Here is a 26,230-nt window from a genome sequence, read left to right on the forward strand (position 1 = left end):
TCGTTTCATGATTACAACCCGTCGGGCGGCAGGCCGGATGATTCCGCTGCCAGCGCGCGGTGGCGGATGCGTTCGCGGTAGAAGGCGTAGAGGCCGGACAGCACGATGATGGATGCGCCCAGCACCATCATCGCGTCGGGCACGTCGCCGAACATGAGATAGCCGAGCAGCATCGCCCACAGCAGCGCGGAATAGCGGAACGGCGCCACCGCCGAGATATCGCCCGAACGCAGCGCCGTGATGATGCATTGGTAACCGATCAGCAGCAGCACGGCGGCCAGCGCCTGCAGGCCAAGCGCGCCTGTCGATGGCGGCGTCCAGCCGCCGAGCGGAACCAGGATGGCGCCGCCCGCGGTCGTCACCGTCACCGTGGTGAGCAGCGTGATGAACAGCGACGGGATCTTGGCGGGTATCCGCCGGGTTGCGAGATCGCGCACCGCGCAGAAGGCGACCGACACCAGCGCGAACAGCGAATATTGGCTGAAGCCCGCAAGCCCCGGCCGTACGATGATGAGCACGCCGACGAAGCCGGCCACGATCGCCGACCAGCGCCGCCATCCGACCGGCTCGCCGAATATCACGGCGGCGCCGAGCGTGATCGCCAGCGGCAACGCCTGGAAGATCGCCGAGGTGTTGGCGAGCGGCAGATGCGCAAGCGCCGCCATGAACGAGATCGTACCGCCGATTTCGCCGAACACCCGCAGCGCCACCGGTTTGAGCATCAGGGTGCGCAGCGGACGCAGCGCGCCCTGATGCCACGCGAACGCCGCGACCAGCAGGATCGCGAACAGCCCGCGCACCAGCATCACCTGGCCGAAGTTCATCTCGGACGACACCACCTTGGTGATGGAGTCGTTCGTGGTGAACGCCGCCATGGATACCGCCATGAGCAGGCTGCCGCGAATATTCGGAGAGAGTGCCAAGTAAACTAACGGCCCGGGTTAGATCGCGCCGGCCTTCTGAGCGTATTCCCACGAAGACTTCGACAGCGGCACCGTGCGCGCCGCCGATTCCAGCGCCTTGGCATTGGCGGCGGTGCCGTCGCGGATACGTCCGGCGATACCCTGGGTGATGCCGGCGAGGCGGAACATGTTGTAGGCGAAGTACCAGTTGAGGTCGGGCACTTCCATGCCGGTGACGGCGCAATAGATCTGTGCGGCCTCGTCCACGCTCGGAATGTTCAACGCCTTGATATCGGCATTGGCGAGACCCGGCATGGTCCACTGCATCAGGAGATAAGTGAAGTCGGCCATGGGATCGCCGAGCGTCGATAATTCCCAGTCCAGCACGGCCTGCACGCGCGGTTCCGTCGCATGGAAAATCATGTTGTCGAGACGGTAGTCGCCATGGACGATCGAGACGCGCTTCTGTTCAGGTACGGTGCGCGGCAGCCATTCGGCCACCTTCTCGAATTCCGGAATGTGCTGCGTCTCGGAGGCGCGGTACTGCTTGGTCCAGCGATCGATCTGGCGCGCGAAATAATTGCCGGGCTTGCCGAAATCGCCGAGCCCGATCGTTTCCGGATTGAAGACGTGGAGCTTCGCCAGCGTCTCGATCTTGCTGGTGAAGATCTTGCGCCTGTTGTCCGGCGTCTGGCTCGGCAGCGTCGGGTCCCAGAACACCCGCCCCTCTTCCATCGACATGACGTAGAAGGCGGCGCCGATCACGGCATCGTCGGTGCACAGCGCATAGGCTTTTGCGACCGGAAAGCCCTGCTTGCCGAGCGCTGCAATAACGCGGAACTCGCGGTCGACCGCATGCGCCGATGGCAGCAATTTGCCGAACGGTTTTCGGCGCATCACATAGGAGCGAGCGGGCGTCTCCAGCTTGTAAGTCGGGTTGGACTGACCGCCCTTGAACTGCAGGACGGTCAGCGGCCCCTGATAGCCTTCGACATGCTCGCGCATCCAGCCGTCCAGGCTCGCCTCGTTGATACGATGACGCTCCTCAACTTCCTTTGTGCCCGAGAATTCTTCGTCTTTCCTGACGCCGTCCGCCACGATGACGCTCCCTCAAATTTTTTCTTGAACCTTGGGGAGCGCCATCCTAGCCCGCTCCCGTTTTAGTGCGTAGCGTTTGCATACTTCCGAAGTTCAAGTCTGGCAATGGCGCGGTTATGCACCTCGTCCGGACCATCAGCCAGGCGGAGCGTACGGATGTGCGCATAATCCCGCGCCAGGCCGGCATCGTCGGAGACACCGCCGCCGCCGTAAGCCTGGATGGCGTTGTCGATGATCCGCAGTGCCATATTGGGGGCCGCGACCTTGATCATCGCGATCTCGGCCTGTGCAGTCTTGTTGCCGACCTTGTCCATCATGTCGGCGGCCTTGAGGCACAGCAAGCGATTCATCTCGATGTCGGCGCGCGCTTCGCCAATGCGCTGTTCCCACACCGAGTGCTCGATGATCTTCTTGCCGAACGCGGTGCGCGAGGCCAGCCGCTTCACCATCTTCTCCAGCGCCTCCTCGGCCTTGCCGATGGTGCGCATGCAGTGATGGATACGGCCGGGGCCGAGACGGCCCTGTGCGATCTCGAAGCCGCGGCCTGCGCCGAGCAGGATGTTTTCCTTCGGCACCCGAACGTTTTCCAGCAGCACCTGGGCATGGCCGTGCGGCGCATCGTCAAAGCCGAACACGGGCAGCATCTTCTCGACCTTGATGCCGGGGGTATCGAGCGGAACCAGGATCTGCGACTGCTGCTGGTGCTTCGCCGCCTTCGGATCGGTCTTGCCCATCAGGATCGCGATCTTGCAGCGGGGATCGCCGACGCCCGACGACCACCATTTGCGGCCGTTGATGATGTAGTGATTACCGTCGCGCTCCATGCGCGTTTCGATGTTGGTGGCGTCCGATGACGCAACCGCCGGCTCGGTCATCAGGAAGGCGGAGCGGATCTCGCCGTCCATCAGCGGCCGCAGCCACTTCCGCTTTTGCTCCTTGGTGCCGTAGCGGATGAACACTTCCATGTTGCCAGTATCGGGTGCTGAGCAGTTGAACACCTCCGAGGCCCAGGAGATGCGGCCCATTTCTTCCGACAGCAGCGCATATTCGAGGTTGGTCAATCCCGCGCCGCGGAATTCGTCGTCTTCATGCGCGTTCGGCGGCATGAACATGTTCCAGAGGCCTTCGGCCTTCGCCTTTTTCTTCAGTTCCTCGAGGATCGGGATCACCTTCCAGCGCGGGCCCTCCGCATCCTGCTGCTCGTAGATCGGCACCGCGGGACGGACATGCGTCTTCATGAATGCCTGCACGCGGTTCAGCCATTCCTTTTGCTTTTCGGACATATCGAAGTTCATGGGGCGCTCCTCCGCTCTGGGCTTCTGAATTCGTTGGGCCGCACTGTCCGCCCGCCTTCCATTCGCCGCAAGGTATTTTGCGCTTCGCGATGAGGCGACCGATTGACATTTCCGGTCCTTCAAACGATAGTTTCATACAATTGTTTGAATTGCAACTCCTCCCCGCCTGTCATTCCGGGGCGTCGAACCCGGAATCCAGAAGTTGGGCGCGAGATGCGCGATTGTGCACCTGAGATTTGCGCCTCGTCGCGCGCCGGATGACGGAAAGAGGCTGTAGCCATGTCGAGCGATCGGACCAGGTCTGCCATCCTTGCCGCCGCCGAACGGCTGTACGCCGATCGCGGTTTTGGCGACGTGACGCTGCGCGACATCGTCGCGGAAGCGAACGTCAACCTCGCCGCGGTGAATTATCATTTCGGTTCCAAGGACGAGCTGATCGCGGAACTGTTCGTCACCCGCAGCCTCGCCACCAACCGCGAGCGGCTCAACGAGTTGAAACTTGCGGAGGAAAAGGGCGGCGGCCGCGCGCCGATCGACGCCATTTTGCACGCGCTGGTGGGCCCTACCCTGCGCGGCTGCCTCGGCCCCGACCGCGATGGCTCGACGGCGGCACGCTTCATGATCCGCGCGTCCATTGAATCGGTGCCGCCGATCCGGCGCATCAAGAACCGCGAGGTCGACCATCTGCGGAAATTCATCGCCGCGATGCGCCGCGCGATGCCCGGCCGCGACGACGCCGATCTGTATTGGGGCCTGCACTTCGCGCTGGCGATGTCGCATCACACCATCCGGGAAAAAGAGCGGCTGATGAAGTTGTCGGAAGGGCAATGCGACCTCAATGACGTGGACGCCATCGTCGATCGCGTGGTCTCTGTCTCGGTGATGGCGCTGACGGGTGGCGAGGCGCCGGCGAAGAAGGCGCCTGCCCGATCGGCGGTGCCACATGGAAGGCTGACGCGGCAGGATCTCTGAGCCAGACGGCAACGGGCAGAATTCTTGTAGCCCGCATGAGCCAGCGGGTCACGCCGCTCTCTCCGCGTCATTGCGAGCGCAGCGAAGCAATCCATCTTTCGGTGCATGCGGTGACAATGGATTGCTTCGCTGCGCTCGCAATGACGTGGATACAGTTTCGCCTTCTCGCGACGCTGATCGCCCGAGGTGTGCATCTAACTTTGTCCCTCTTCGAAATAGAGGGCGCAGGGAAGACCGGGTGCTTGCTGCACCCGCGGTCTCGCGTGCGATTTGCGCAAACAAAACTGCACACGAGCATACAGGGCAGCGGGAGCATTCCGGCCTTCCCTGCGCAATGGCTTTACGGCTTACTTCGTGCTCTCCCTGGTGAACGGCTCTTTTGCTTCCGCGCAACTTAACGCCAGCACCGCGGCGTCCAGACCACACGACTTCGCCGTACGCCTCCGGCGCGTACGTCTAGCGCGCCATCTGCGTCCATCGCATCTCACCGCACGTTCGTGACGATCGCGAGCGCCCCTCAATCGGGTGAGACGGGCGGAGTTATGCAGGTGATTTGGGTGAGAACGAAAGCGGAATATTTTTGCCAAGAGGGCTGGACAGGTTTTGACTGATTTGCCCGACAAGTGGTTTTGTCGCGGTTTGCCGCCGTCATTCCGGGGCGCGCGTAGCGCGAGCCCGGAATCCATCAGGCAGCGCGTTCTGCGGTGAAATGGATTCCGGGCTCGCGCTACGCGCGCCCCGGAATGACAAGTAGAGCACGCGTTCATTCATATTGCGGTTACTCGGAGACCGAACTTTTCACCCACCACTTCGAAGCGGCCGCGCGTCACCGGCGAGACCGGCGCGTTCCGGTTGGCAAGCCAGGACGACATCGGCTCGACGCGAATGACTTCCCGCTTCATCGTGACACCTCTCGAACGAACTGATCGAGGGGGCAGGATAGCGCAATCCGAAGCCAGCATGCTTCGATTAAGATGGAAGTGTCGATGTCGAGATCAGACGATCTTCCGCACCTTCAGCGCTTCCACCTTGGCCTCGTCGTAGCCGATCGTCGCCAGCACGTCCTTGGTATCCGCGCCGAGCAGCGGCGGCGCGCGATATTCCTTCACCGGCGTGCCGGAGAAGGTGATGGCATTGCGGATCAGCGACAGATCGGGCTCGAGGGGGTGCTCGACCTTGACCCGCATGCCGCGCGACTGCACGTGGGGATCGTTGAACACCTGCGAAAAATCATTGATCGGACCCGAGGGAACGCCGGCCTTCTCCAGCTCTTCCAGCCAATAGGCGACGGGCTTCTTCAAGAACAATCCTGCAAAAATCGCCATGATCTCCCTGCCGTGGACGACGCGGTCGTTGTTCTTGACGAAGCGCGGATCGGTCGCGAGTTCGGACGCGCCGAGCACGGCGCAGGTGCGCTGGAACTGGCCGTCATTGCCGACCACCAGCATCAGTTCGCCATCGGTGCAGCGGAACACGCCAGCCGGCATGCCGCCATTGCCCCAGGTGCCGCGACGCGGCGGGGTCTGGCCGTTGACGAGAAAGATCTGCGCGTAGTGTGACAGCGAGGCGATCACAGTGTCGAACAGGCAGACGTCGACATGCTGCCCCTCCCCGCCGTTCGCCTTGCGGTGATAGAGCGCGGCCAGAATGCCGATCGAGGAGTTCATGCCGGTCATGTAGTCGACGATGGAGGGGCCGACCTTCATCGGTCCCGCGCCGGGCTCGCCGTCGAGATGGCCGGTCACGCTCATCAAGCCGCCCATCGCCTGCAGGATGGCATCGTAACCGGCGCGCGGCGCGTATGGCCCGGTCTGGCCGAAGCCGGTCACCGAGCAATAGATAATGCCGGGATTGATCGCCTTGATCGATTCGTAATCAAGCCGATAGCGCTTGAGATCGCCGACCTTGTAGTTCTCCATCATCACGTCGCAGGATTTTGCCAGATCACGGACGATGTCCTGCCCCTCCGGCGTCGCGATATTGACGGTGACCGATTTCTTGTTGCGGTTGGCGCACAGATAGAACGAGTTGTTGTTGTTCGCCTTGCCCTCGGGGTCTTTCAGGTAAGGCGGGCCGAAGGCGCGCGCGTCGTCGCCGCCGCCGGGACGTTCAATCTTGATCACCTCGGCGCCGAGATCGGCCAGCATCTGCGCCGACAAGGGACCCGCGAGCACCCGCGTCAGGTCGAGAATTTTGATGCCCGAAAGTGGCAGAGCCGACATGAACTTCCTCCGAATTTTTTGGCGTGGTGGCGCGGGGAACGTGCCCGGGCGCTTTGATGCTTGCCGATACACTATTTTATGCGGCTTAGCCCTGCATTACCGGCATGACGCCATCCGTTCGACGCCCGCTTTGCGCGCAGGTGGCCGGACGCCCGGAAGGTTCAGGGGGATTGGAAGGGAAGCGGACGCGCCAATTCCAGCAAGAGGAACAGCCCAGACATCCCAAAAGAACGACGGCCCGCCGAAGCGGGCCGTCCCATTGCAAACCGTGTTACCGGCTGCCTTGATTTACCGGTTGGTGCTGGCCTTGGCGCGGCTGGCGCGCCATTCCAGGAATTCACGATACAGGGGATCGCGATCCTGCGGGGCAAGGGCTGTGGACGGCGCGGCCACCGGGGCAGCAGGCAGGACGGCGCCCGATGCTGCTGACACGGCCGAGCCCGGCGGCGGAGGCATGTTGCGGTCGAGCCATTCCTGCGCCGCCTTGAAGCGGGTCCAGCCGGACACCGTTGCTCGTGGCGCCATTTCCTTCCATTTCGGATGGAACGGCGGCCGCTGCAACTGCGCCACCTTGTCGAACATGGTGTCCACCAGAAGCGAGAGGCGGCGATAGCGGTCGCTGTTCGGCGCCCAGTTATACGACGCCAGCACCGCCTCCGCCGCAACCGTCTCCACCGAGCCGCCTTCCGCGACCAGGTTCGGGTAGTCCGCCGACGAAAGCTTCGATGGCAGATACTCCTCCTGCAGCGGCTTGGCGTAGTCGACCGGCACCAGATGCAGGTTGCGGTCGTTGATCTGGTTCAGCCATTGCAACGGCTTGCCTTCGATCGCCACGATCGCGTCGACCTCACCCTTGCGCAGCATGTCCACCGCCAGCCGCGGCTCCTGATAGATCAGATGCGGCCGGATCCCGAGCCGGTCGAACACGTTGATCGCCGTCACGAAGGTCGAGCTGTCGGGCAAATCGACCACCACGGTCTTGCCGTCGAGGTCCCGCATGCTGGTGATCGTCTTCGGCGCCAGGACGTGCATTTCCTCGTTGAACATCTTGGCCACATAGACGAACTGGTTGCGGATGTCCTTGGCAAAATCCTTGCGGTCGAGATAGGCGAGCGTGTCCTTGCGCACGATGCCGGCGTCGACGCCACGCAGCAGCAGAATATCCGCCACCGCCTGCACCGATCCACGGCCCATCACCGGCAGGATCCGCAGCGCCGTGCCATTGTCGAGCACGGAGGCGAGATCGGCGCCGACCTGGGCGTAGGTCGAGCCGAACGAGCCGGTCATCAGGCTCACGGTATTGGCGTTGAGCTGGTTGGCCAGATCGCGCTTGGTGGCGGTGCCGTACTTGAAGATGGTCTTGAAGGACTCGCTGACGGCGCCCGCATCGACGCCGCTTCGCACCGGGCCGAAGTGCTGCCACTGGCCGTTGGTGAAGCGCATCATTCGCATCTGCTCGATTGGCGCATGGTCGGACGGGCTGGTGTTGATCTGGATGCCCTGCACCATCATGGGAAGCTGGATACCCTTGAGCAGGCGGGCCTGCTTCATGATGTTTTCGCGCGAGAGGTCGTCGCCGCAGTTCTTCAAGACCTCGACCGTCAACTTGCCGACCAGATAGCCGAGGACGGCCTGGCCGTTGGTCTTGCTCACGCTCGGGACATAGCGCTGCATGAAGGCGCTCCATTCGCGGAACACCGCGTCGCCGGCCGCCGCCGCGTCTTCGCCTTCGAGCCGGTATGCCGCCGACAGCAGGCCTTCCGCATTTTGCGCGCCCGCCGGCTGAATCACGGCCGAGTAGGAATTGGCGATCGAGGCGACGAAATGGTTCGGCCTCCAGCCGAGTTCGGCGCTTCGCTTGATCGCCATGATCGCGAATTTCGGCGTGGTGAACTCGATAAAGATGTCGGCGCCGGAGGCCTTGAGCTTGGCCATCTGCGCGTCGATATTGGTGTCCGTGACCTTGTATGGAGCCTCGGCCACGATCGCTATCTTGCCACCCAGGCCGTCCTTCAGGCCCTTCAGGTATTCCTTGCCCATCCCATCCTCCTGATAGAGGACGGCGATCTTGCTGCGGGGATGGTTCTCCAGGATATACTGCGCAAAAATTTGCGCTTCAGCCGTGTAGGTCGGCAAGAAGCCGATGGTCCAGGGAAACTCGTGCGGCTGATCCCAGGCCGCCGCGCCCGACAAGGCAAAAAGTTGCGGAACCTTTTTTGAGTTCAAGTAGGGTTGGATCGCGGCGTTCGTGTTGGTGCCGATGGTCCCCAACGCGAGGAGAACGTTGTCTTCCTCGACCAGCTTGCGGGTCATCGCCATTGTTTTGGTGGGTTCGTAGGCGTCGTCATAGGTGATCATGTTGACCTTGCGGCCGTTGATGCCACCTTCGGCGTTGATCTTGTCCAGATAGGCCGCGATGACCTTGGCGATAACGCCGTAGGCGGAGGCCGGACCGGTATAGGGCGCGGTGTTGCCAATCCGGATTTCGTTGCTCGCCGGGGGCGCTGCGTACACCCGATCGCTAATCGCCGAGCCGGCCATCCCTGCCAGCACCAGCGCCGCCATCGCGTTGCGCCGAGGCGCGGCGAAAAGCCGGCGGATGGCCTCTCCTGCCCCAGACCGGGACAATTGCTCTATCCGCCGACGAGGATCGATCGTAGCCCGCATTGCAGCCCCCTGTGATGCCCATAACCTTGCAATTACTAACGTTACCAAGCGCGCGTAACGAGAACGGTCAACGTTTCAACCGTACTCGCCGACATTGTGTCTCAATCGGATTGATTTTGTGGCGAGTCCAGGCGTTCCGTAAGGCATGGTTAGCAACCGCGTATTTCCGCCCTCAGAAATGCACGGAATTGCCGCTAACGCGCCACCGCACAATCAGCGCGTGTCCGCTTGTGCGACCGCAGATGCCTGCGGCGCATCGCCTTGCGACACGATATCAGGGATATCTTGAATAAACTTTGAATGATGGAGGGTGAAGGGAATCGAACCCGTATTCAGCTTGGAAGGCTCCGGAATTTCGCAATGTTTTCAGGAACCTTGCGATATTTCGCAAATTTTTGGGCGATTGAATTGAACCGCGATGCTCATCGCATCGTCGCGAGTTGGACTGCGAGAGCACACGCCCGGTCGTACTCGTCGAGATTGATCCACTCGTCGATCGTGTGCGGCTCGTTCTGCCCCGCGCCGAAGGTCACCGTCGGAACGCCGTGGCGGACCATCCAGTTTGCATCTAACCCGCCATTCGCGGCGCGGATGGTCGGTGTTGCGCCGATGCCGGACACTGCCGCGACCGCGCGTTTGACCACGGGCAGGCTCTCCTTCATGCGGAACGGATAATAGTCGGTCTCAGCCTTGAACTTGACGCGGCCCGACTTGCCATCGCTGTTCTTCACGCGCTTTGCGGCCTTCTCGAACGCCGCCTTGTAGGCCTTCGTAATCTCCTTGAAGAACTTGCTGTCATGGCTGCGGCTTTCGCCGCGCACATGCACATAGTCGGTGACAACATTGGTGGCGTCCCCAGCCGGCCGGCCGTCGCCGCCGGTGACGGGGCCGATATTGCTCGTGCCCTGCCGCTTGCGCTTCACCACCTTGCCGAACCAGCCACCAGCCTTCACATCGGCGAGCGCAAGCGCCAGAATCATGGTCGAACTGATCCCGCGCTCGGGTGCGACACCAGCATGCGAGGCGCGGCCGAAAATCTCGACCTGCCAACGATCCGCGCCAACGGCGCCGATCGTGACATTGGAGGCAGAGCCGCCGTCGTAGTTGAAGGCCATGACCGGCAAGCCGAGGTCGGCGGTCTTGACATGGCGCGCGCCGTACAGCCCGCTCTCCTCGCGCACGCAGAACAACAGCGTGATCGGTGGATGATCGAGCTTCTGCTTCGCAAGCTCGGCCGCCAGCGTGACGAGAACGCCACAGCCGGCGCGGTTGTCGCCGCCGAGCGCGGTCTTCGCCTCATTGACGATCTTGCGCCCCGTTAGCTTCGGCTTCGCTCCGGCGCACAGCGGCACGGTGTCCATGTGAGTCATGAACATGATCCGCGGCTGGTTGTGCATTGCGCCTCGGCCAGGCAGATCGACAATGAGATTGCCGGTCTCGGTCGGCACCGGAATGCGCGTGTTGGCGTCGTCGAGGCGGATCGCGGCCGCCGGCACGCCACTTTCCTGCAGCGCCGCGCTGAGCTCGCGTCCTATCGCCGCCTCCTTTCCGGTCACTCCCTCGACAGCGAGGAAGCGCATGAGGCGGTCGGTGGCGGTTTTGACGTCGACGGGCATGGCGATCCCTTGGATAGAGGCTTGCGGAGCTTGTGAGCATCGTTCGAGACGCGTTGCTTCGCAAGGCTCCTCGGGGCATGCCAGACTCTCAGGATGAAACGGGCGGTTGGCTTGCCGAGCCGTAGCTCGCGGTCAAAGCCCGCCGTCGCCGGCTCGGCTTCGGCGCGGCAGCCTTCTCTCGCTTCGCGAGCGAAGGCTGGAGCGGGTGAAGGGAATCGAACCCTCGTATTCAGCTTGGAAGGCTGCTGCTCTACCATTGAGCTACACCCGCGCTGGCGTTGACCTAACACGCCGTGCAGGCGGCCTCAACCCGCCCCACGGTCCGGAAACATGCTGCGGGGCCATCGGCTGATCCGGGGCTCTTAACAGGGGCCGATTCGCCGCCTATATTGATGTCTCCATCAACAATGAAAGGAGGTGATCCAGTGTCTTATACCAAGCGCTGTCACCTCGCTGGGATCGCCCGCTAGGCTGACGTTTTGGCCTGGCATCGGGGCGCTCTCAGCCCTGGACCAGCGAGCACAACAATGGGGCGCGACGGGAGCCATCCCGCCGCGCCTTTTTTGTTGGAACGATCAAATTTGTTGGAAAGTATCAAAAGCCACAGCGATTGACGGAGCGCGGACGCGAGCCGCGGCGGTCTTCAACGATGCGCTCGCCGCCATTGATGGCCGAACTGCCGTAGTAGCGGTGATGGCCGGTGACGTCGTGCCAATCGCCCGCTTGCGACGACGCCGGCTGCGGCGCGCGCAATCTGGCGGCATCGCAGATGATCGTGGCTGGCTGGCGTCGCATGACCGTCTCCTTGAATGGTGTGCGTTGGCTCGCGTCCTGCTCATCAGTCGAGAGCCCGCCACCTCACGTTCAAGGGCAATCCGATATATCATGTTTCCAGAATGTTCCGTGGGCCGCCGGAATGTCGGGACTGGCCACGGCAAAACGTCCTCGGGAGGCAGCCAATCCGGCCCGCCTAGAGCATTATCGGTTCTGATTGAATCAGAACCGAAGCTCTAGATTCTTGTTTTGACGCGTTTTCTACCGCAGATAAGTCTACGCAATCTGCGCAAGCTTGATTGCTATGCGAACCGGTATCCACTTCGCTCGAAAACGCGACATGAAGGAGAAAGCGATGCTCTACGCCATGCTGGCCTATCACGTCGAAGCCGAGGTTACCTCCTGGACGGCGGAGGAGGACGCGGCCCTGATGACCGAACTGCGGGCGGTGCATGAACGGCTGAATGCGAAGAAGTTGCTCGGGCCGGCGGCGCGGCTGGGCGCGACGGCGGAAGCCCGCACCTTGCGCGGACCGGGCGCCGGAATGGTCATCGACGGGCCGTTTGCCGAAACCAAGGAGCAGTTGCTGGGTCTATATGTGTTGAATTGCGCCGACGAGGACGAAGCGATCAGCATTGCCCGCGACCTGCGACGCGTCAATCCGTCCGCCGTCTACGAGATCCGCCCGATCAGGCTCTATCTCCCCGGAGAATCCCTGCCGGAGACGGCTCAAGAAGGCGGTCAGGACTGAGGGAGAGTGCAAGGGCTGGCGTGCCGCCACGGGAACAAAAGCGAATTCGTTGACACAACCGATCGACGGCGTACGCTTGTCGGATCGCGTTGTGCGGGAACTTGCTCTGGCCTGCCGCCAGCTATCGCCCTGCCTTCGGTATGAGCCGGCCGGAACACGGGCTCACCCATTCCGGTCAAAGAAAATGACGATCACGCTGCGGTCAATTTCCCGGCGTTCGATCTAGATCAGGCTGCTCGCCTCTCATAGGTCTCGAAATCTGGCCGCACTCTTTGTAACGGAGTTCATCCGATGCAAACCAGGGTCCGAACGCTGATTGCTCTTGTGTTGGCTCTGACTTCGTTGGGCGCGATCACCGAGCGGGTGCGCGATCCAGGCGTGACCGACACTGAAATTCGCATCGGCAACGTTATGCCCTATAGCGGCAGTTTGCAGGTCTTCGGGGCGATTGGAAAAGCCGAAGCGGCGTATTTTGAGCTGATCAACGAGCGCGGCGGGATCAACGGCCGCAAGGTGCGCTTCATCTCGTACGATGACAGATCCGATCCGACGACCGCGCTGGACGTTACGCGCGGCCTTGTCGAGAAAGACGATGTCCTCTTGATGTTCGGTTCGTTCGGAACACCGGGGAATTTTGCCGTTCGCGCGTACTTGAACGAAAGGCAAGTTCCTCAGCTCTTTGTCGCCTCCGGAGACGATCATCTAAGCGATCCGTCGCTGTTTCCATGGACCATGGGCTGGCAGCCCTCCATTCGCGAAGAGGGACGCATCTACGCCAACTACATACAGGCGTTCTACCCCGGAAAAAGGATCGTCGCTCTCTGGCAGAACGATCATTTCGGCCGAGAATTGTTCAAGGGGTTGGAAGACGGGCTCGGCGACATCGCCCGGATGATCAGGGTCGACATCGCCTACGATATCGCGGATGAGCATCTGGACACGCACGTATCGATCCTGAAGCGATCAGGAGCTGAAATTTTTGTATTTGCAGGGGTGCCTGCAAACGCAGCGAAAGTCGTTCGCGTAGCGGCGGATCTCAATTGGCATCCGGTGTTCATCTTGAACCATATGGCGTCATCGATCGCGACGGCCCAGCCCGCCGGCCCGGACAACGCCTTGAGCGCTATCACGGCCGCCTTCTTGAAGGATGCAAATGATCCGGCCTGGAAGGACGAACAGGCCACCAGGGACTGGCAGGCATTCATTGAGAAATATAATCGGGCCGGAGGCAAAGACGACAATGCCGCTGTCTTCGGCTACGCCGCTGCCGAGACATTGGCCCAGGTGCTCAAGCAATGCGGCGACGACCTGTCTCGCGAGAACGTCATGAAGCAGGCAGCGGCCCTCAAGGACTACCAAGGCTCCATGCTGTTGCCTGGGATCAAAATCAGCACCGGCCCCTGGAACTTTCGGCCGATCAAACACCTGCGGCTGATTCAATTCGACGGCCGCACCTGGCAGCCGATCGGCGAAGTGCTCGAAACGGCTTTCTCTAATGCGCAGAAGTAGGTGGCCCGCGCTTGAGCGAAAACAGTCCGTCTACGCTTTCGCTGCGCTCAAGCTACGCCGGACACGCTTCGGCCTGACGCCTTCGCGTGGCTGCGCCACGCGTAGCCCGTCAGGGCGAAGCGTGGTGGGGAAGGAAGGACTCGAACCTTCGAAGCCATGAGGCGGCTGATTTACAGTCAGCTCCCTTTGCCACTCGGGACACTTCCCCGTCCGCCAGCGTCAGGAACCGGCCGCCCGAGTGGCGGAGGACCGGACCATGGATGACGCTGAGGCCGAAAGCCCGTTTTCGAACCGGCTGCGGCCGGCGCGTTTATGGGCGAAGCGGGATGGCAAAGTCAACCAACGCAAGCCGCTAAATGCGCCCCCAAGCGACCCAAATTGCCATATTCGGGCCCCCGTGACACAAGCTCTCCATGAGCGATCGCGACCGAAAATCACCGTTCCGCCGCGGTGGCGGCAAACCCTTCGAAAAAGGGCGGAAATTCGCCCGTCCGCCGGGCCGCCGGGACCGGGACGCGAGCCCTGACGGGCCGGTGATTCTTTATGGCTGGCACACGGTTTCGGCGGCCCTGGCCAACCCGGAACGGCAGATCCGAAAGCTGTTTCTGACCGAAAACGCCGCAAGGCGGCTGGCGGATGAGAATATCGACACCCGCGTTTCCCCCGAAATCGTCCGCCCGAACGCGATCGACCAGCGGCTCGGTCCCGACGCCGTGCACCAGGGGCTATTGGCGGAAGCCGAGCCCCTGCCCTCGCCTGACATCGATACGCTGCCGCTGGAAGGCATCGTGCTGGTGCTCGACCAGATCACCGACCCGCACAATGTCGGCGCGATCATGCGCTCGGCGGCAGCGTTTGCGGTGAAAGCGATCGTCACCACCGCCCGGCACAGCCCGGAGGCCACCGGCGTACTGGCGAAATCCGCCTCCGGCGCGCTGGAGCTGGTGCCGCTGGTCACGGTGCAAAATCTCGCCCGCGCGCTGACCGAACTGAACGACCGCGGCTTCATGACGGTCGGGCTGGACAGCGAGGGCAGCGAGGACCTCGGCGCGGTGACGCTGCAGCAGCCGCTCGCGCTGGCGCTGGGGGCCGAAGGCAAGGGCCTGCGGCAATTGACGCGCGAGACCTGCCGCGTGGTGGCGCGGCTCGACATGCCCGGCGAGATCAAGAGCCTGAACGTCTCCAACGCCGCGGTGCTGGCGCTCTATATCAGCGCCAGCCGATTGGGCTTGATGAAGTGAAAGGATGATAACGCCCGCTCGCAACTCAATGCGAACGGGCGCTGAAATCCTTCAACTGATCGACAGATCAGTAGTAGCGGCGCAGTACGCGCTGGCCGTGGTAGTAGCGCGCCGCGTAGCCGTGGTGGTGGCGGTGATAGTAGCGGTGCGCGCGGTAATACGGACGGTTGTAGCCATAACCGTAGCCGGAGATCGAGCTTTCGCGATAGACCGGACGCGGCGCCCAGTTGCCGGGACCGGTATAGGTCGGGCCCTGGTTGACCCAGTAATATTGCTGCTCCGGATCGGGCAGACGTTCGCGCACCCAGCCGCCGCAGGGGCTACAGCCGGCGTAGCCATAGGTCACGAGCGGCGCAACATAGACCGGCTCGGCGCAAGGGGTGTAACCGCAAGCCATCGCGGGCGCTGCAACCATGACGGCGACTGCCGCTATCAATCCTTTAAATATCTGACGCATTACTCTCTCCTGTCGGTGTTTAATTGGTCTTCTTAACGTGGAAGGTGCGGCCCGCGCCGGTCATAGTTCGGCGCGTAGATGATCTCGGGCGGATTGACGGGCACGTTGGACTGCGCCGGCAGCGGCGCCGATTGCGCCGACCAGGACTCGTGATAGCTCTCAGCCGGCTGCGGCAATCTGCGGTTCGCCGCCGGCTCGATTTCCAGCCGCCCGTAACCGGGCATGCGGCCGGCGCTCGGATAGTAATGACCGACGCGCGGCACCGGATCGACATAGCGGCCACCGTAGATGGTCGGCTCGACATGGGTGCCCTTGCCCAGCCCCCAATCGCCCTCGACCACCGCATAGGAGGCGTCGACGCCGTTAATGATGATGGGTACGTCGGGTCGGCCCGGGATCACGATCTCGAAGCCACCACCGGCAAAAGCCGTCGACGTCATCGCCGCCAAAATTGCCAGTGTCGAGGCAACGCGCATCGCTCGGGATCCCATTTTCCTGGAGTCCCAATTTAATCCAGCACGCCGCTTCAAGGGTTAAGGCGGCCGGCCAAACTGCGGGTAAGGCTAACGCGCCAGCATGGATCGCCGCGCAATTGCGAGAAATGCCGCTATCCAAACGTTAACGCCTCGACCCCGGCCGCCTGATCGATTGTCATTTGCGCTGACATATCGCACCATCCCGCCGCTCGCCCGCTTCCTCCTAACGCCAGCCGAAATGCCTGAAATGACGACCAAAACGCCTGCGAAGAACGTGCTCTGGATCATGTGCGACCAGCTTCGCTACGACTACCTCGGCTGCACCGGGCACGCGATCCTGAAGACGCCGAACATCGACGCGATGGCCGAGCGCGGCGTGCTGTTTTCGAACGCCTATGTGCAGTCGCCGATCTGCGGGCCGTCGCGGATGTCGTTCTATACCGGCCGCTATATGCGCTCGCACGGCTCGCACTGGAACGGCTGGCCGTTGCGCGTCGGCGAACCTACGCTTGGCGATCACTTAAAGAAGATTGGCGTCCGCAACGTGCTGGTCGGCAAGACGCATATGGCGCCCGACCTCGAAGGGCTGAAGAATCTCGGCATCCCCCAGGACTCGATCATCGGCGTGCATGTGTCGGAATGCGGGTTCGAGCCCTATGAGCGCGACGACGGCCTGCATCCGACGGGACGGCCGCGCCCAGCCTACGACAGTTATTTGCGCCAGCACGGCTATGACGCGCCCAATCCGTGGGAGCACTGGGCCAATTCCGGCGCGGCCGAGGATGGGAGCGTGCAGAACGGCTGGCTATTGGTGCATGCCGACAAGGCGGCGCGCGTGCCGCACGAACATTCCGAGACGCCCTACATGACGCGGCGCGCGATGGATTTCATTACCGAGGCCGAGGACGACGGAAGGCCATGGTGCCTGCATCTGTCCTACATCAAGCCGCACTGGCCCTATATCGCGCCGGAGCCCTACGCCAGCATGTACGGGCCTGAGGACGTGCAGCCGGTGATCCGCTCGCAAGAGGAACGCGCCAACGCGCATCCGGTGTTCGCCGCCTATATGGACATGCGCTACTCCCGCAACATGTCGCGCAACGAAGCGCGCGAAAAGGTCATCCCGACCTATATGGGCCTGATCAAGCAGATCGACGACCAGATGGGCGTCCTGATGCAATTCCTCGAAGCGCGCGGCCTGCTCGACACCACCATGATCGTGTTCACCTCGGACCATGGCGACTATCTCGGCGACCACTGGATGGGCGAGAAGGATCTGTTCCACGAGCAATCGGCCAAGATTCCACTGATCGTGATCGATCCCTCCTCTGCTGCCGACAATACGCGCGGCACGGTGAGCGATGCACTGGTCGAAGCGATCGACCTGGCGCCGACCTTCCTCGATTATTTCGGCGGCAATCCGCCGGACCACATTCTGGAAGGACGTTCGCTGCTGCCGCTCTTGCATGGCAAACAGCCGGCTGATTGGCGCAAGGCAGTGTTCTCCGAATACGACTACGCCATGCAGGACGTCCGCGTGATGCTGAACCAGCCAATCGAGCGCTGCCGCCTGTTCATGGTGTTCGACGGCCGCTGGAAGTTCATTCACGCCTCCGGCTTCCGGCCGATGCTCTACGACCTCGAAGCCGATCCGCAGGAATTGACCGACCGCGGCGCCGACCCCGCCTGCGCCGAGATCGTGGCGCGGCTGCAATCGGAGCTGTTCGACTGGGCGCTGCATCCGAAAATGCACATCACTACGCCGAATGCGAAGATCGCGGCGTATGCGGCCCAGCAATTGCAGGTCAAGAACGGCGTCCTGATCGGCATCTGGGACGAAGCCGAGCTCGGCGCCATCAGGGAGAAGATGGGGATGAAGCCTTGAGAGCCGATTCGCACGCGTGAATCGCGTTCTGCTCCGGGCACGTAGCGAAAACCATTGAGCAGCCTGGAACCTGGTGTTGCGGCGGAGACACGTCGTGCCGACAAATTGCGGCTGCTCGCCCCGCCCTTGTTGCAGTTCCGAGCACGCGGACGCTACGGTCGCCCGGAAACACTTCCGAGCCCTTCGAGGAGAGCCATGAAGCCATATCGCGGCGACGCTGGATTTGACGGCTGGCCATCCTTTGTCCGCCGGGCATTGCGGCGTCGACTGCAAACGATAGCGATCGCAGTCTTGTTGCTCCTGCCAATCGGCGCAAACGCCGCGCTGGCAATGCCGAATTCCGCGTCGGCAGCTTCGACTGCTCATGTCTATCTGCTCCGCGGCGTGCTCAATATCTTTTCCCTGGGTCTCGATGACATTGCGGCACAACTGCGGGCGCAGGGCATCCCGGTCACTGTCGCGAACTTCGCCTCCTGGTCGTCGCTCGCCGACGAAGCCGCCGCCGGATACAAGAGTGGCAGGATCAAGACCATCATTCTGGTCGGGCATTCCTCGGGCGCGACCGCGCTGCCCGATATGGTCGCCAAGCTTGATCAGCTCGGCGCTCCCGTGAAGCTGGCAATTGGCCTGGATTCGGTGTTTCGCACCAGCCTCTCGGGGCGCGTGGGACGCTATATAAACTTTTACATCGCCAACGGCGCCGGCACGGCGGTCGTGAAAACCGGACAATTCCAGGGCAAGCTCGAGAATGTGAATGTGCAGGACGTGCCTGGCGTCGGGCACATGTCCATCGAAAAGAACCAGATCATGCAGCGGAAGGTGATCAGCGAGATCGACGCCGTCGTCTTCGGCCGATCTGCACCAGCTTCGGGAACGCAGAAACCGCGGCAGCCTCGAGCGGCAAGCGCGGCGAGACCTGGCATGGCAAGCACCGCAGCGGTACGCCAGTAGTTCAGGTGGCTGTCGCCAAGCGACGAGCGCCGCAAATTCTGCCAATTCCTCGACGATAGATCACCGGCAGAGCGCCGGGTGGCGTGGCCTGCCGGCTTTCATGGTCCGGCGTGCCTTTGCGCCTGAAATCGCGGGCGAAAAGCGTATGAGAAGTTCGACGCAGGTTACGGCCGTGGTGATCTGGGCGGCTCTTTCCGCCTGCATCTTCTCAGCCATTTGCAATCCGGCGCTCGCCGGGCCGGTCGCACGCTCGACCGATGCTACCGCGACAAGCGTTCCTGTCGCACCGCCAGCCGCGGCCCAGCCGCAGGCGCGCGTCTACTTGTTCCGCGGCGCGCTCGGGCCGATCTTTTCGCGCGGGATGGACCACCTGACCAAGCGCCTCGAAGAGGCCGGCATCCGGGCGGACGTCTACGAATTCACCATTTGCCGGCTGATCGCCGATCAGGCCATCCGTGATTTCCGTGACAATCCCGCTCCGATCGTCCTGATCGGTCATTCGATGGGCGGACTTTGCGCCTTGACGTTTGCCGGGATACTGAAGTCCGAAAACATCCAGGTAAGCTTGGTGGTCACCATCGATCCGGCTCACGCAAGCCCGAAGGTGCCGCTGAACGTCGAGCGTTACATCAACATTTTCCTGTCTGACAGCGTATTGGGCGGCGGCGATGTGGTGGCGGAGCCGGGTTACCAGGGCCACTACGCGAGCTTCGATTTAAAGGAGCACGAGGAAGTCACCCACATCAACATCGACAAGATGGATTCCATCCACGAGCAATTGGTGGCAGCAATTGCGCAACTTACGACGACGCCTTTGGCGGCCAAAGGTGAGGCAGTGCCGCTGCGCTACGTCGTTCCACCCGATGCGCCGCTTGAGCTGTGGGACAGCGGCACGCAGCAATTCGCCCGTTCGGGCGATACCTTGCAGCGGCTTGCGGCACTTAACCGTGTGCCGCTGTGGTCACTTACGCAGGCCAATCAGTACTCGGACAGTGCTCCGCTGTCAGTTGGCCAGCGCATCCTGGTCCCGCGCCGTCTTGCCACACCGGTCGCGACATCGGCGGCGGCGCGACCGAAACGGTAGCCTGCAGAATATTCTGCGGTGTCAGGTGCGCGGCAGGAACGGAATCAGCATCGGAACGCGACGGCAATACGATCCATAGGCATCCGCACCGAGTTCCGCCGTGAGGAAGCCTTCCTCCATGCGGGCCTTCAACCCCATCCCCAGCGAGATCAGCACCGCACCCAGCATCGCGGTCACTGTTCCGATCGCAATACCCGTCACCAGCATCCCCGCAATAAGCCCGGTATAGATCGGGTGGCGCACCAGCCCGTACGGGCCGGTATCAATGACCTGATGGCCTTCCTTGTGCGTGATCGCGTTCGACCAGAACCGTCCAAGATGAATTCTCCCCCACCATGTGAACGAGATCCCCGCAAGAACAAGGCCCGCCAGCACATAGACGCCAAGGCTGCCGAACTGCCAAAGCGGCTTTTCCCCCAGGACCCTGCCAGTCCATGGCAAGAAAAGAATGGCTCCTGCAAGAATCGGGAAGCGATACTTCCACGACTCCAGGGTCATCACGTGTTTTTTCGTTTGCCCGGACCAGAACGACGCCAAAACCCAACTGATGACCCACAAAATCCAGATTAGGGCGAGCAACTGTGTGGGCCAGGTAGCGGTCCAGCCACTCCAGGCGAAAGCTAGCCATTGACCAGGAACGTGCAGCATGTCAGCGGACCTTTAATGAGCGATTGAATCAACCGCTAAGTCGGCGCTCGATGTGAAACGATTGAGCGCGACTGTTTGGCGTTGAGCTCCATTCAGGCTGATGGTGGCCGTCATCAAGCAGATGCGCAATGGTTTCCCGCAATACAGGTTCGACGGGGCCCGGCGCATAGCCCAGATCTCGTTGTGCCTTCTTGATCGACAAGGCCTCCGCCCGCAACGCGATACGGACGCCTTCGGCCGTACCGGAGGGAGCCCGGCGTGTCACGTGATCGGCGATGAACTCCAGCACTGCAGTGGCGATTAGACCGGCTCGGCCGGGAACTCGAACGCGTCGGGCTCGATGGCCGCTGATGGTTGCCATGAGTTCGAGAACTTGTCTGAGCGGCATGCTTTCGCCACCGAGAATGTAGCGATGTCCAGCTTGTCCGCGTTCCATGGCAAGCACCAGCCCTTCGGCGGCGTCGCGCACATCGACGAGGTTCACGGCAAAATCAAGATACAACTGAAGACGTCGGCCGAGAAAATGCCGGAGCATCGCCATCGGCGGGGTGACGTTGTGGTCACGAGGCCCGACGGGCATGGTGGGACAGCCAATAACCACCGGATATCCGGATGCCGCCGCTTGCGTAGCGAACCGATCGGCGAGCATTTTCGAGCGCGTATACGGACCCGGCATGTCGTCCGCCAGCAACGCATCGTCTGCGGGAGCAGCCATCGACGGCGAGGCACGGAACAGAATGGACTCCGTCGAGCAGTGCAGAACGCGCTTTATGCCACGTTTGCGCGCCGTCCCAATGACGATCTCGGTTCCACCGTAATTGACGGTGTGAAAATCAGCTTTCCGCGGCAGCCACATCCCCGGCAAGCCAGCCAGGTGATAGACCTCGTGGACCCCGTCCATCGCTCGGTCCACGAGGTCGCGATCAAGTACCGATCCCCCGACATACTGAACCTGCGGCAAGGCGCGGGGCGGTGGCTGAAGATCGAGGACCCTGACCTGCCGGCCTCGCGCTATCAGCGCGGAGACCAGGTGCTTTCCGATGAACCCACTGCCGCCGGTGACCAGTATACGCGTCATGCTGCCGAGATCACGATGCAGCACCTTGCGGATGCCCCTGAATGATGATGGCGAGATCGCGCCGAAAGCCCAGCGTGATAAACAGCTTGGCCATGACAAACATTGGTCCGAGCAACAGATGGGTCGGGTTGTCGACCAGCGCCGGCTGCCGTCGCTCGAACACGCGGTGTCCAACGATCTGCGATGCGACCCCAACGACAATCAGGATGGCCGTAAGTGACCACATGCCAGCAGTCGTCGCATGACCAACGATCACGGCAGCGACCGAGAGCAACACGATTGCGGCCCCAAGGATCGCGGCTCCAAGCGCGAAGTCGAGCACGAACCAGTAGACGAGCACCGGTACGACAGCGACGGTCGCCGCGCTGGTTTGGAACCCGAATACGGTGATGGACCACAGGCTGAGCGGAAGAATAGCGGCCAGGAACAAGAACGCGATGCCGAAGACATGCATCGCGCAATTCCAGGGGTCACGATGGTATTCAACGTAATCCGCAAGCTGCCGCCGAAAATATGAACCCATGCGGTACTTATCCCCCTGCTGTCGGCACACGCGGCTGGACGGAGTCAAGCAAAAACCCGGCGCACCTGCTTCGATGCCCAACTTCCATCAGAGACATAATGGTAGTTAAACTTGGGAATCATCATCAAGTCAAAGCGCGGACGCGGCTCGATTTCACGGCCCATCGAGCGCGAAGGCACTGCCAACGTTGACAAATCATGCAGTAATTCAGGCGACTAACACGGCATAGGGGCCTGAGGAACCGCCACGCGTTGCGATAATTTTTCCCGCAGGTGTTGCAGTTTAGCCGAGCAGTCATGATCGCTTGGTGAGTGCACACCCTACCCCGCGACGCTGATCATCGCGGTCATCCTTGGAGTCGAACGCAAATGCGCGCTGATCGGGATGAGGTCCGAGTTCGCTTCTAATTCGTAATCTTGTACCCCGTCGCCTTCACAATCGGCTGCCAGAACGCGGTGTTGGCGGCGAGCTCCTTCGTCAAGCCTTCGGGCGTCGAGCCGACCGGGATCAGGCCGATCGCGAGCAGCTTCTCCTTGACTTCGGGCTTGGCGAGCGCGGCGGCGGCCGCCTCGCTCAGTTTCTTCGCGAAATCGGATGACGCGGCCGCCGGCAGCCACATGCCGTACCAGGCGTCCGCCACCAGATCGACGCCACTCTCCTTCAGGGTTGGGGCATCAGGCAGGAACGGCGAACGCGTCTCGCTGCCGACCGCGAGAATCCGGATGTTGCCCGCGCGATGCTGCGGGATGGCATCGGTCAACGTGGAAATCGCAAACGGCATATGGCCGCCAACGAGGTCGTTGATGATCGGCGCGCTGCCGCGATAGGCCACGCGCGTCAACTTGATGCCCAGCGCCTGCTCGAGCCGCGATCCGCTAAAATGCGGAATGGTGCCGTTGCTGGGCACGCCGAACGTGGCCTGGTCCGGATTGGCTTTCAGCCAGGCGACGAATTGCTTGAAGTCCTTGACCTCGGCCGGAACGGCCGTGCCGGCGAAGACACAGAACTCGAACCGCGCGAGATGGCTGACCGGGACGAAATCCTTGGCCGAGTCGAAGCTCGGCGTCGTCTCGACCATCGGCAGCAGATACATCGTCGGCCCCGTGGTCACGAGGATGGTGGTGCCGTCGGGGTTGGCCCCCTTCACCGCCTTGATGCCGATCAGCCCGTCGCCGCCGGTGCGGTTTTCAACGATGACATTGCGATCGAGCAAAGGACTGATGTGCTGTGCCAGCAAGCGGCACAGCGCATCCCCGCCGCCGCCGGCCGCGAACGGAAAGATGATTTTGGTCAGCGGCCCCGATTGTGCGAACGCCTGGCCCGTCAATGCGGCCAACGAACATGCGGCGCTTCCGGCCAGAAAATCTCGGCGTTTCATCTCATTCCTCCGAACACTCTATAACTATTGATCGCCCACAGCGCCGAGGCGCCCCCGCGTCAGGCCCGCACCGTCTCGACCACGGTCATAATTCCGATCGCGACGGTGGCAAGCCCCACGGCCCCCTGCAGCCCGCGATTGGCCCAGGTGAGCGAGCGGGCGGAGACCGCAAGCGGCACCGCAATCGCCGTCGACAGCGCGCCCATGCCGATCATCGAGCCGACGCCGAACAGTGCGACATATCCGAGTCCGACCGCAGGACTGGAAGCCTGCGAAACCGCCAGCACCAGCAGCGCGGCCGAGCCCGCCATGCCGTGCATCAGGCCGACCAGCAGGGTACGCCAGCGAAAGCCATGGTCATGGGCATGCGCGGTGCGGGCATGCGGCGCGGTTTCGCCGGCATGGCTGTGGGCATGGAAATGCACCGTGCCGTCGCCATGGCCGTGTTGGTGAAAATGCACGCGGTCGCGCCACAGCCGCCACAGCACATGGGCGCCGAGGCCGACCAGCATGACACCGACGGCAGTCTCGATCGGCCGGGCGACGGTTTCAGGGATCGCGCGGCCGAGCAGGATGGCACAGCCTGCAAAGACGAACAGCGTCAGCGTGTGGCCGAGCCCCCAGGTCAGCCCGTGCTTGACGATATCGGCGACATGGCTGCGGCGCGCGGCGATGCTGGAGACGGCGGCGATGTGATCGGCCTCGAGCGCATGCTGCATGCCCAGCAAAAAGCCCAGCCCAAGAATTCCGAACATACGCCCCCTACCCGTTGTATCAGTTGAAGTTCAGCTCAAAGCTGAACTTCTGATTTTGATTTTGACGCGTTTTCTTCACGCGAACCGGTGCCCACCCGCGGATCAAGTCCGAGGGCATGCTTCGCTTGAAAAGGCTATGAAATACCAGTTGGAAGCCTTTGTCAGGTCAAGACTTCATCGAACAGGCTTTTCATCGACGCCCAGGAGCGGCGGTCGGCCTGCTCGTTGTACAGCGCGGCGCGCATCATCGAGCCGTCGGCGGCCGGGTTGGTGAAACCATGCAGCGTGTTGCCGTAGGCGATGATCTGCCAATCCTTCACGCCGCCGGTGCGCATCTCGTTCTCGAAATCCGCAACCTGTTCCGGCGGCGCCAGGGGATCGTCCACCCCGGTGCAGACCAGCACGCTGGCCTTCACCCGGCCGGCTTGCGCCGGCATTTTAGTCGCCAGCACGCCGTGGAAACTGACCACCGCCTTCAGCTCGGCGCCATCGCGCGCCAGTTCGAGCACCACCGATCCGCCGAAGCAGAACCCGATCGCCGCCAGCCTGCCAGCGTCGACCTGCGGCAGCGCGGCGAGCGTTTCGAGCGCGGCGCGGCCCCGGGCGCGCAGCTTGTCCGGCTGGGTGCGAAGCCCGGCGACCAGCGTCGCGACTTCCTGCACGCTGGTCGCCTGCCGGCGGTCACCGAACATGTCGGCGGCGAACGCGACATAGCCGAGACCGGCGAGCCGGCGCGCGCGCTCCATCGCGAATTCGCCAAGCCCGAGCCCTTCGTGAAATATGGCGACGCCCGGCCGCGGCCCGTCAGCGTTCTCGTCAAGCGCCAGATAACCGCGCAAACTGGTTTCACCGCAGCGGTAATCGACGTCGCGCACCTGCATGAAATTCCGTGACCCTTCAAATGATAGGCACCCGGAACTTCACACCGGTTGGAGGCTTGCACAACCCTCGAATCGGAACATCCGATAACGCCCTTCGATTGGGCTCTGACCTGACTTCGGAGCAAATGTCCGGCTTTTTCATGCCGGGGCGGGTATCGGGGTTCTGGCCCTTTGCGGCCAAGTCTGGTATTCGAGCCGCCGAAGATCGGGACCAATGCGGGATATTTTCACCACTCACCGATCATTCGAATTCGCCGGTTTAGCTCAGCGGTAGAGCAGCGGTTTTGTAAACCGAAGGTCGGGAGTTCAATCCTCTCAACCGGCACCAGCCTTTTGGAAAATCAATGACTTGCGGGGTCCCTGAAGCCTTCTGACGCCCTTTCCCCCGCGTAGTCTTGAACTTTTTTCACTACCTCCGGCTGATCCTGCAGGTTGACGTGGTCATCGAAGTCGGCATTCCAATCCATCAGGCCAAACCGGTGTGACTTGCTGCACAGACCATCGTGCGCCTTCGATCTACTTCAGATGCCGCAGTGGTTCGTAGCGAACCACCAGAAAAAGGGACGCACATCATGCGCTATTGTGTCGTGGTCGCTCTCGCAGCGATCACTCTCACCAACGTCCTCACTTCGTCAGAAGCCGCAACCCAAATGCGCCACCATCGCCATTCCTCGGGTAACGTTCAGGTCAATGCAGTTAACCGTCCTGGCAAAGCAACCACTGACAAAAAAACAAAACTTCGTGACGCCTTGGGACGACCAAATTGGTCGAACGCTAAGAGATAGCGGCCGTAGACCAAGACATGGCGCCGACCGGGTCGCAACCGTTAGGGCGGTTTGCGGCCTTCGTCGTTTCGGAGTGCATGAGGTTACGCCGGCTCCGTCTGCGACGTGGACTGACGAAGGCCTTCGGCGGATACGCCGACGCGCGACATGAGGCTGCAAGCCCTCGCACGCATGTATGGGGATCGGATTTATCTGATCAAGTGGCAGTATCTTGCTGCTCGGTTTTGTAAACCGAAGGTCGGGAGTTCAATCCGGCACCATCTCAAAAGGGCGTCAATCGGA

General features: G+C 62.1%; 23 protein-coding genes and 3 tRNA genes. 8 read left to right on the forward strand and 18 right to left on the reverse strand.

The annotated features are described in order from the left end of the window. Positions 1-11: 11 nt before the first annotated feature. The 3 genes from V1288_RS32950 to V1288_RS32960 form a co-directional block, all read right to left on the reverse strand. On the reverse strand, positions 12-923 hold the full coding sequence (locus V1288_RS32950) for a DMT family transporter (RefSeq protein ID WP_334360960.1): 912 nt from the start codon (positions 921-923) through the stop codon (positions 12-14). A gap of 18 nt (positions 924-941) precedes the next feature. Beyond that, positions 942-2,000: a phosphotransferase family protein gene (locus V1288_RS32955; protein WP_334360961.1), complete on the reverse strand. Its 1,059-nt coding sequence runs from the start codon at positions 1,998-2,000 to the stop codon at positions 942-944. Positions 2,001-2,062: 62 nt separating this feature from the next. Beyond that, the gene (locus tag V1288_RS32960; RefSeq protein WP_334360962.1) at positions 2,063-3,295 is read right to left on the reverse strand and encodes an acyl-CoA dehydrogenase family protein; all 1,233 of its coding nucleotides are present in this window, start codon (positions 3,293-3,295) and stop codon (positions 2,063-2,065) included. A 279-nt stretch (positions 3,296-3,574) separates the two neighbouring features. On the opposite strand from V1288_RS32960, the gene V1288_RS32965 reads away from it, so the two are divergent. Next, positions 3,575-4,267 carry a TetR/AcrR family transcriptional regulator gene (locus tag V1288_RS32965; protein WP_334360963.1) on the forward strand — a complete coding sequence of 231 codons (693 nt, stop codon included), beginning with the start codon at positions 3,575-3,577 and terminating at the stop codon, positions 4,265-4,267. A 767-nt stretch (positions 4,268-5,034) separates the two neighbouring features. Here V1288_RS32965 and V1288_RS32970 read toward each other — a convergent pair. The 6 genes from V1288_RS32970 to V1288_RS32995 form a co-directional block, all read right to left on the reverse strand. Next, positions 5,035-5,169 (reverse strand): hypothetical protein, encoded by a 135-nt coding sequence (locus V1288_RS32970; protein WP_334360964.1) that lies wholly within the window; start codon positions 5,167-5,169, stop codon positions 5,035-5,037. A gap of 93 nt (positions 5,170-5,262) precedes the next feature. Then, the gene (locus V1288_RS32975; protein WP_334360965.1) at positions 5,263-6,489 is read right to left on the reverse strand and encodes a CaiB/BaiF CoA transferase family protein; all 1,227 of its coding nucleotides are present in this window, start codon (positions 6,487-6,489) and stop codon (positions 5,263-5,265) included. 288 nt (positions 6,490-6,777) lie between these two features. Next, complete coding sequence (locus V1288_RS32980; RefSeq protein WP_334360966.1) at positions 6,778-9,117, reverse strand: ABC transporter substrate-binding protein; 2,340 nt, start codon at positions 9,115-9,117, stop codon at positions 6,778-6,780. A gap of 461 nt (positions 9,118-9,578) precedes the next feature. After that, positions 9,579-10,772 (reverse strand): M20/M25/M40 family metallo-hydrolase, encoded by a 1,194-nt coding sequence (locus V1288_RS32985; protein ID WP_334360967.1) that lies wholly within the window; start codon positions 10,770-10,772, stop codon positions 9,579-9,581. 197 nt (positions 10,773-10,969) lie between these two features. Further along, positions 10,970-11,043 (reverse strand) — tRNA-Gly (locus V1288_RS32990). 323 nt (positions 11,044-11,366) lie between these two features. Further along, positions 11,367-11,567, reverse strand: coding sequence for a hypothetical protein (locus tag V1288_RS32995; protein WP_334360968.1), 201 nt, complete (start codon positions 11,565-11,567; stop codon positions 11,367-11,369). A gap of 334 nt (positions 11,568-11,901) precedes the next feature. Between V1288_RS32995 and V1288_RS33000 the strand changes: the two genes are divergently transcribed. Together V1288_RS33000 and V1288_RS33005 are read left to right on the forward strand one after the other, a co-directional pair. Then, positions 11,902-12,297 (forward strand): YciI family protein, encoded by a 396-nt coding sequence (locus V1288_RS33000; RefSeq protein WP_334361464.1) that lies wholly within the window; start codon positions 11,902-11,904, stop codon positions 12,295-12,297. A gap of 291 nt (positions 12,298-12,588) precedes the next feature. Beyond that, positions 12,589-13,806: an ABC transporter substrate-binding protein gene (locus tag V1288_RS33005; RefSeq protein WP_334360969.1), complete on the forward strand. Its 1,218-nt coding sequence runs from the start codon at positions 12,589-12,591 to the stop codon at positions 13,804-13,806. A 122-nt stretch (positions 13,807-13,928) separates the two neighbouring features. Here V1288_RS33005 and V1288_RS33010 read toward each other — a convergent pair. After that, positions 13,929-14,014, reverse strand: a tRNA-Tyr gene (locus V1288_RS33010). Positions 14,015-14,219: 205 nt separating this feature from the next. Here V1288_RS33010 and V1288_RS33015 point away from each other — a divergent pair. Next, entirely contained in the window at positions 14,220-15,047 is an 828-nt protein-coding gene (locus V1288_RS33015; RefSeq protein WP_334360970.1) for a TrmH family RNA methyltransferase, read from the forward strand. 67 nt (positions 15,048-15,114) lie between these two features. Here V1288_RS33015 and V1288_RS33020 read toward each other — a convergent pair whose 3' ends face one another. Both V1288_RS33020 and V1288_RS33025 read right to left on the reverse strand, forming a co-directional pair. Then, positions 15,115-15,504, reverse strand: a complete 390-nt coding sequence (locus V1288_RS33020) for a hypothetical protein (RefSeq protein WP_334360971.1) — start codon at positions 15,502-15,504, stop codon at positions 15,115-15,117. A 32-nt stretch (positions 15,505-15,536) separates the two neighbouring features. Continuing rightward, the gene (locus V1288_RS33025) at positions 15,537-15,980 is read right to left on the reverse strand and encodes a hypothetical protein (RefSeq protein ID WP_334360972.1); all 444 of its coding nucleotides are present in this window, start codon (positions 15,978-15,980) and stop codon (positions 15,537-15,539) included. 247 nt (positions 15,981-16,227) lie between these two features. Here V1288_RS33025 and V1288_RS33030 point away from each other — a divergent pair, with 247 nt between their 5' ends. The 3 genes from V1288_RS33030 (at position 16,228) to V1288_RS33040 (ending at position 19,900) form a co-directional block, all read left to right on the forward strand. Next, positions 16,228-17,865 carry an alkaline phosphatase family protein gene (locus V1288_RS33030; protein WP_334360973.1) on the forward strand — a complete coding sequence of 546 codons (1,638 nt, stop codon included), beginning with the start codon at positions 16,228-16,230 and terminating at the stop codon, positions 17,863-17,865. A 195-nt stretch (positions 17,866-18,060) separates the two neighbouring features. Beyond that, positions 18,061-18,816, forward strand: a complete 756-nt coding sequence (locus V1288_RS33035) for a hypothetical protein (RefSeq protein WP_334360974.1) — start codon at positions 18,061-18,063, stop codon at positions 18,814-18,816. A gap of 172 nt (positions 18,817-18,988) precedes the next feature. Continuing rightward, positions 18,989-19,900 carry an alpha/beta fold hydrolase gene (locus V1288_RS33040; protein ID WP_334360975.1) on the forward strand — a complete coding sequence of 304 codons (912 nt, stop codon included), beginning with the start codon at positions 18,989-18,991 and terminating at the stop codon, positions 19,898-19,900. A gap of 21 nt (positions 19,901-19,921) precedes the next feature. Here the strand turns inward: V1288_RS33040 and V1288_RS33045 are convergent, their stop codons facing one another. The 6 genes from V1288_RS33045 to V1288_RS33070 all read right to left on the reverse strand — a co-directional run bounded on the left by V1288_RS33045 (position 19,922) and on the right by V1288_RS33070 (position 25,163). Continuing rightward, entirely contained in the window at positions 19,922-20,548 is a 627-nt protein-coding gene (locus V1288_RS33045) for a methyltransferase family protein (RefSeq protein ID WP_334360976.1), read from the reverse strand. Positions 20,549-20,576: 28 nt separating this feature from the next. After that, on the reverse strand, positions 20,577-21,626 hold the full coding sequence (locus tag V1288_RS33050; RefSeq protein WP_334360977.1) for an NAD-dependent epimerase/dehydratase family protein: 1,050 nt from the start codon (positions 21,624-21,626) through the stop codon (positions 20,577-20,579). Positions 21,627-21,636: 10 nt separating this feature from the next. Continuing rightward, positions 21,637-22,149 (reverse strand): Mpo1 family 2-hydroxy fatty acid dioxygenase, encoded by a 513-nt coding sequence (locus V1288_RS33055; RefSeq protein ID WP_334361465.1) that lies wholly within the window; start codon positions 22,147-22,149, stop codon positions 21,637-21,639. A gap of 403 nt (positions 22,150-22,552) precedes the next feature. Next, entirely contained in the window at positions 22,553-23,527 is a 975-nt protein-coding gene (locus V1288_RS33060; RefSeq protein WP_334360978.1) for a Bug family tripartite tricarboxylate transporter substrate binding protein, read from the reverse strand. 59 nt (positions 23,528-23,586) lie between these two features. Continuing rightward, on the reverse strand, positions 23,587-24,282 hold the full coding sequence (locus V1288_RS33065) for a HoxN/HupN/NixA family nickel/cobalt transporter (protein ID WP_334360979.1): 696 nt from the start codon (positions 24,280-24,282) through the stop codon (positions 23,587-23,589). Between the two features lie 161 nt (positions 24,283-24,443). Then, positions 24,444-25,163: a dienelactone hydrolase family protein gene (locus V1288_RS33070; protein ID WP_334360980.1), complete on the reverse strand. Its 720-nt coding sequence runs from the start codon at positions 25,161-25,163 to the stop codon at positions 24,444-24,446. A 253-nt stretch (positions 25,164-25,416) separates the two neighbouring features. Between V1288_RS33070 and V1288_RS33075 the strand changes: the two genes are divergently transcribed. Then, positions 25,417-25,491 (forward strand) — tRNA-Thr (locus tag V1288_RS33075). The last annotated feature ends 739 nt before the right edge of the window (positions 25,492-26,230 follow it).

Source organism: Bradyrhizobium sp. AZCC 2176, from assembly GCF_036924645.1.
GTDB lineage: Bacteria > Pseudomonadota > Alphaproteobacteria > Rhizobiales > Xanthobacteraceae > Bradyrhizobium.

Excerpts from the sequence above, each read along its gene's own strand:
- V1288_RS32960 (WP_334360962.1), bottom strand. The coding sequence starts at position 3,295 with ATGAACTTCGATATGTCCGAAAAGCAAAAGGAATGGCTGAACCGCGTG.
- V1288_RS32965 (WP_334360963.1), top strand. The coding sequence starts at position 3,575 with ATGTCGAGCGATCGGACCAGGTCTGCCATCCTTGCCGCCGCCGAACGG.
- V1288_RS32970 (WP_334360964.1), bottom strand. The coding sequence starts at position 5,169 with ATGAAGCGGGAAGTCATTCGCGTCGAGCCGATGTCGTCCTGGCTTGCC.
- V1288_RS32975 (WP_334360965.1), bottom strand. The coding sequence starts at position 6,489 with ATGTCGGCTCTGCCACTTTCGGGCATCAAAATTCTCGACCTGACGCGG.
- V1288_RS32985 (WP_334360967.1), bottom strand. The coding sequence starts at position 10,772 with ATGCCCGTCGACGTCAAAACCGCCACCGACCGCCTCATGCGCTTCCTC.
- V1288_RS32995 (WP_334360968.1), bottom strand. The coding sequence starts at position 11,567 with ATGCGACGCCAGCCAGCCACGATCATCTGCGATGCCGCCAGATTGCGC.
- V1288_RS33000 (WP_334361464.1), top strand. The coding sequence starts at position 11,902 with ATGCTCTACGCCATGCTGGCCTATCACGTCGAAGCCGAGGTTACCTCC.
- V1288_RS33005 (WP_334360969.1), top strand. The coding sequence starts at position 12,589 with ATGCAAACCAGGGTCCGAACGCTGATTGCTCTTGTGTTGGCTCTGACT.
- V1288_RS33015 (WP_334360970.1), top strand. The coding sequence starts at position 14,220 with ATGAGCGATCGCGACCGAAAATCACCGTTCCGCCGCGGTGGCGGCAAA.
- V1288_RS33020 (WP_334360971.1), bottom strand. The coding sequence starts at position 15,504 with ATGCGTCAGATATTTAAAGGATTGATAGCGGCAGTCGCCGTCATGGTT.
- V1288_RS33025 (WP_334360972.1), bottom strand. The coding sequence starts at position 15,980 with ATGCGCGTTGCCTCGACACTGGCAATTTTGGCGGCGATGACGTCGACG.
- V1288_RS33030 (WP_334360973.1), top strand. The coding sequence starts at position 16,228 with ATGACGACCAAAACGCCTGCGAAGAACGTGCTCTGGATCATGTGCGAC.
- V1288_RS33035 (WP_334360974.1), top strand. The coding sequence starts at position 18,061 with ATGAAGCCATATCGCGGCGACGCTGGATTTGACGGCTGGCCATCCTTT.
- V1288_RS33045 (WP_334360976.1), bottom strand. The coding sequence starts at position 20,548 with ATGCTGCACGTTCCTGGTCAATGGCTAGCTTTCGCCTGGAGTGGCTGG.
- V1288_RS33050 (WP_334360977.1), bottom strand. The coding sequence starts at position 21,626 with ATGACGCGTATACTGGTCACCGGCGGCAGTGGGTTCATCGGAAAGCAC.
- V1288_RS33055 (WP_334361465.1), bottom strand. The coding sequence starts at position 22,149 with ATGGGTTCATATTTTCGGCGGCAGCTTGCGGATTACGTTGAATACCAT.
- V1288_RS33060 (WP_334360978.1), bottom strand. The coding sequence starts at position 23,527 with ATGAAACGCCGAGATTTTCTGGCCGGAAGCGCCGCATGTTCGTTGGCC.
- V1288_RS33065 (WP_334360979.1), bottom strand. The coding sequence starts at position 24,282 with ATGTTCGGAATTCTTGGGCTGGGCTTTTTGCTGGGCATGCAGCATGCG.
- V1288_RS33070 (WP_334360980.1), bottom strand. The coding sequence starts at position 25,163 with ATGCAGGTGCGCGACGTCGATTACCGCTGCGGTGAAACCAGTTTGCGC.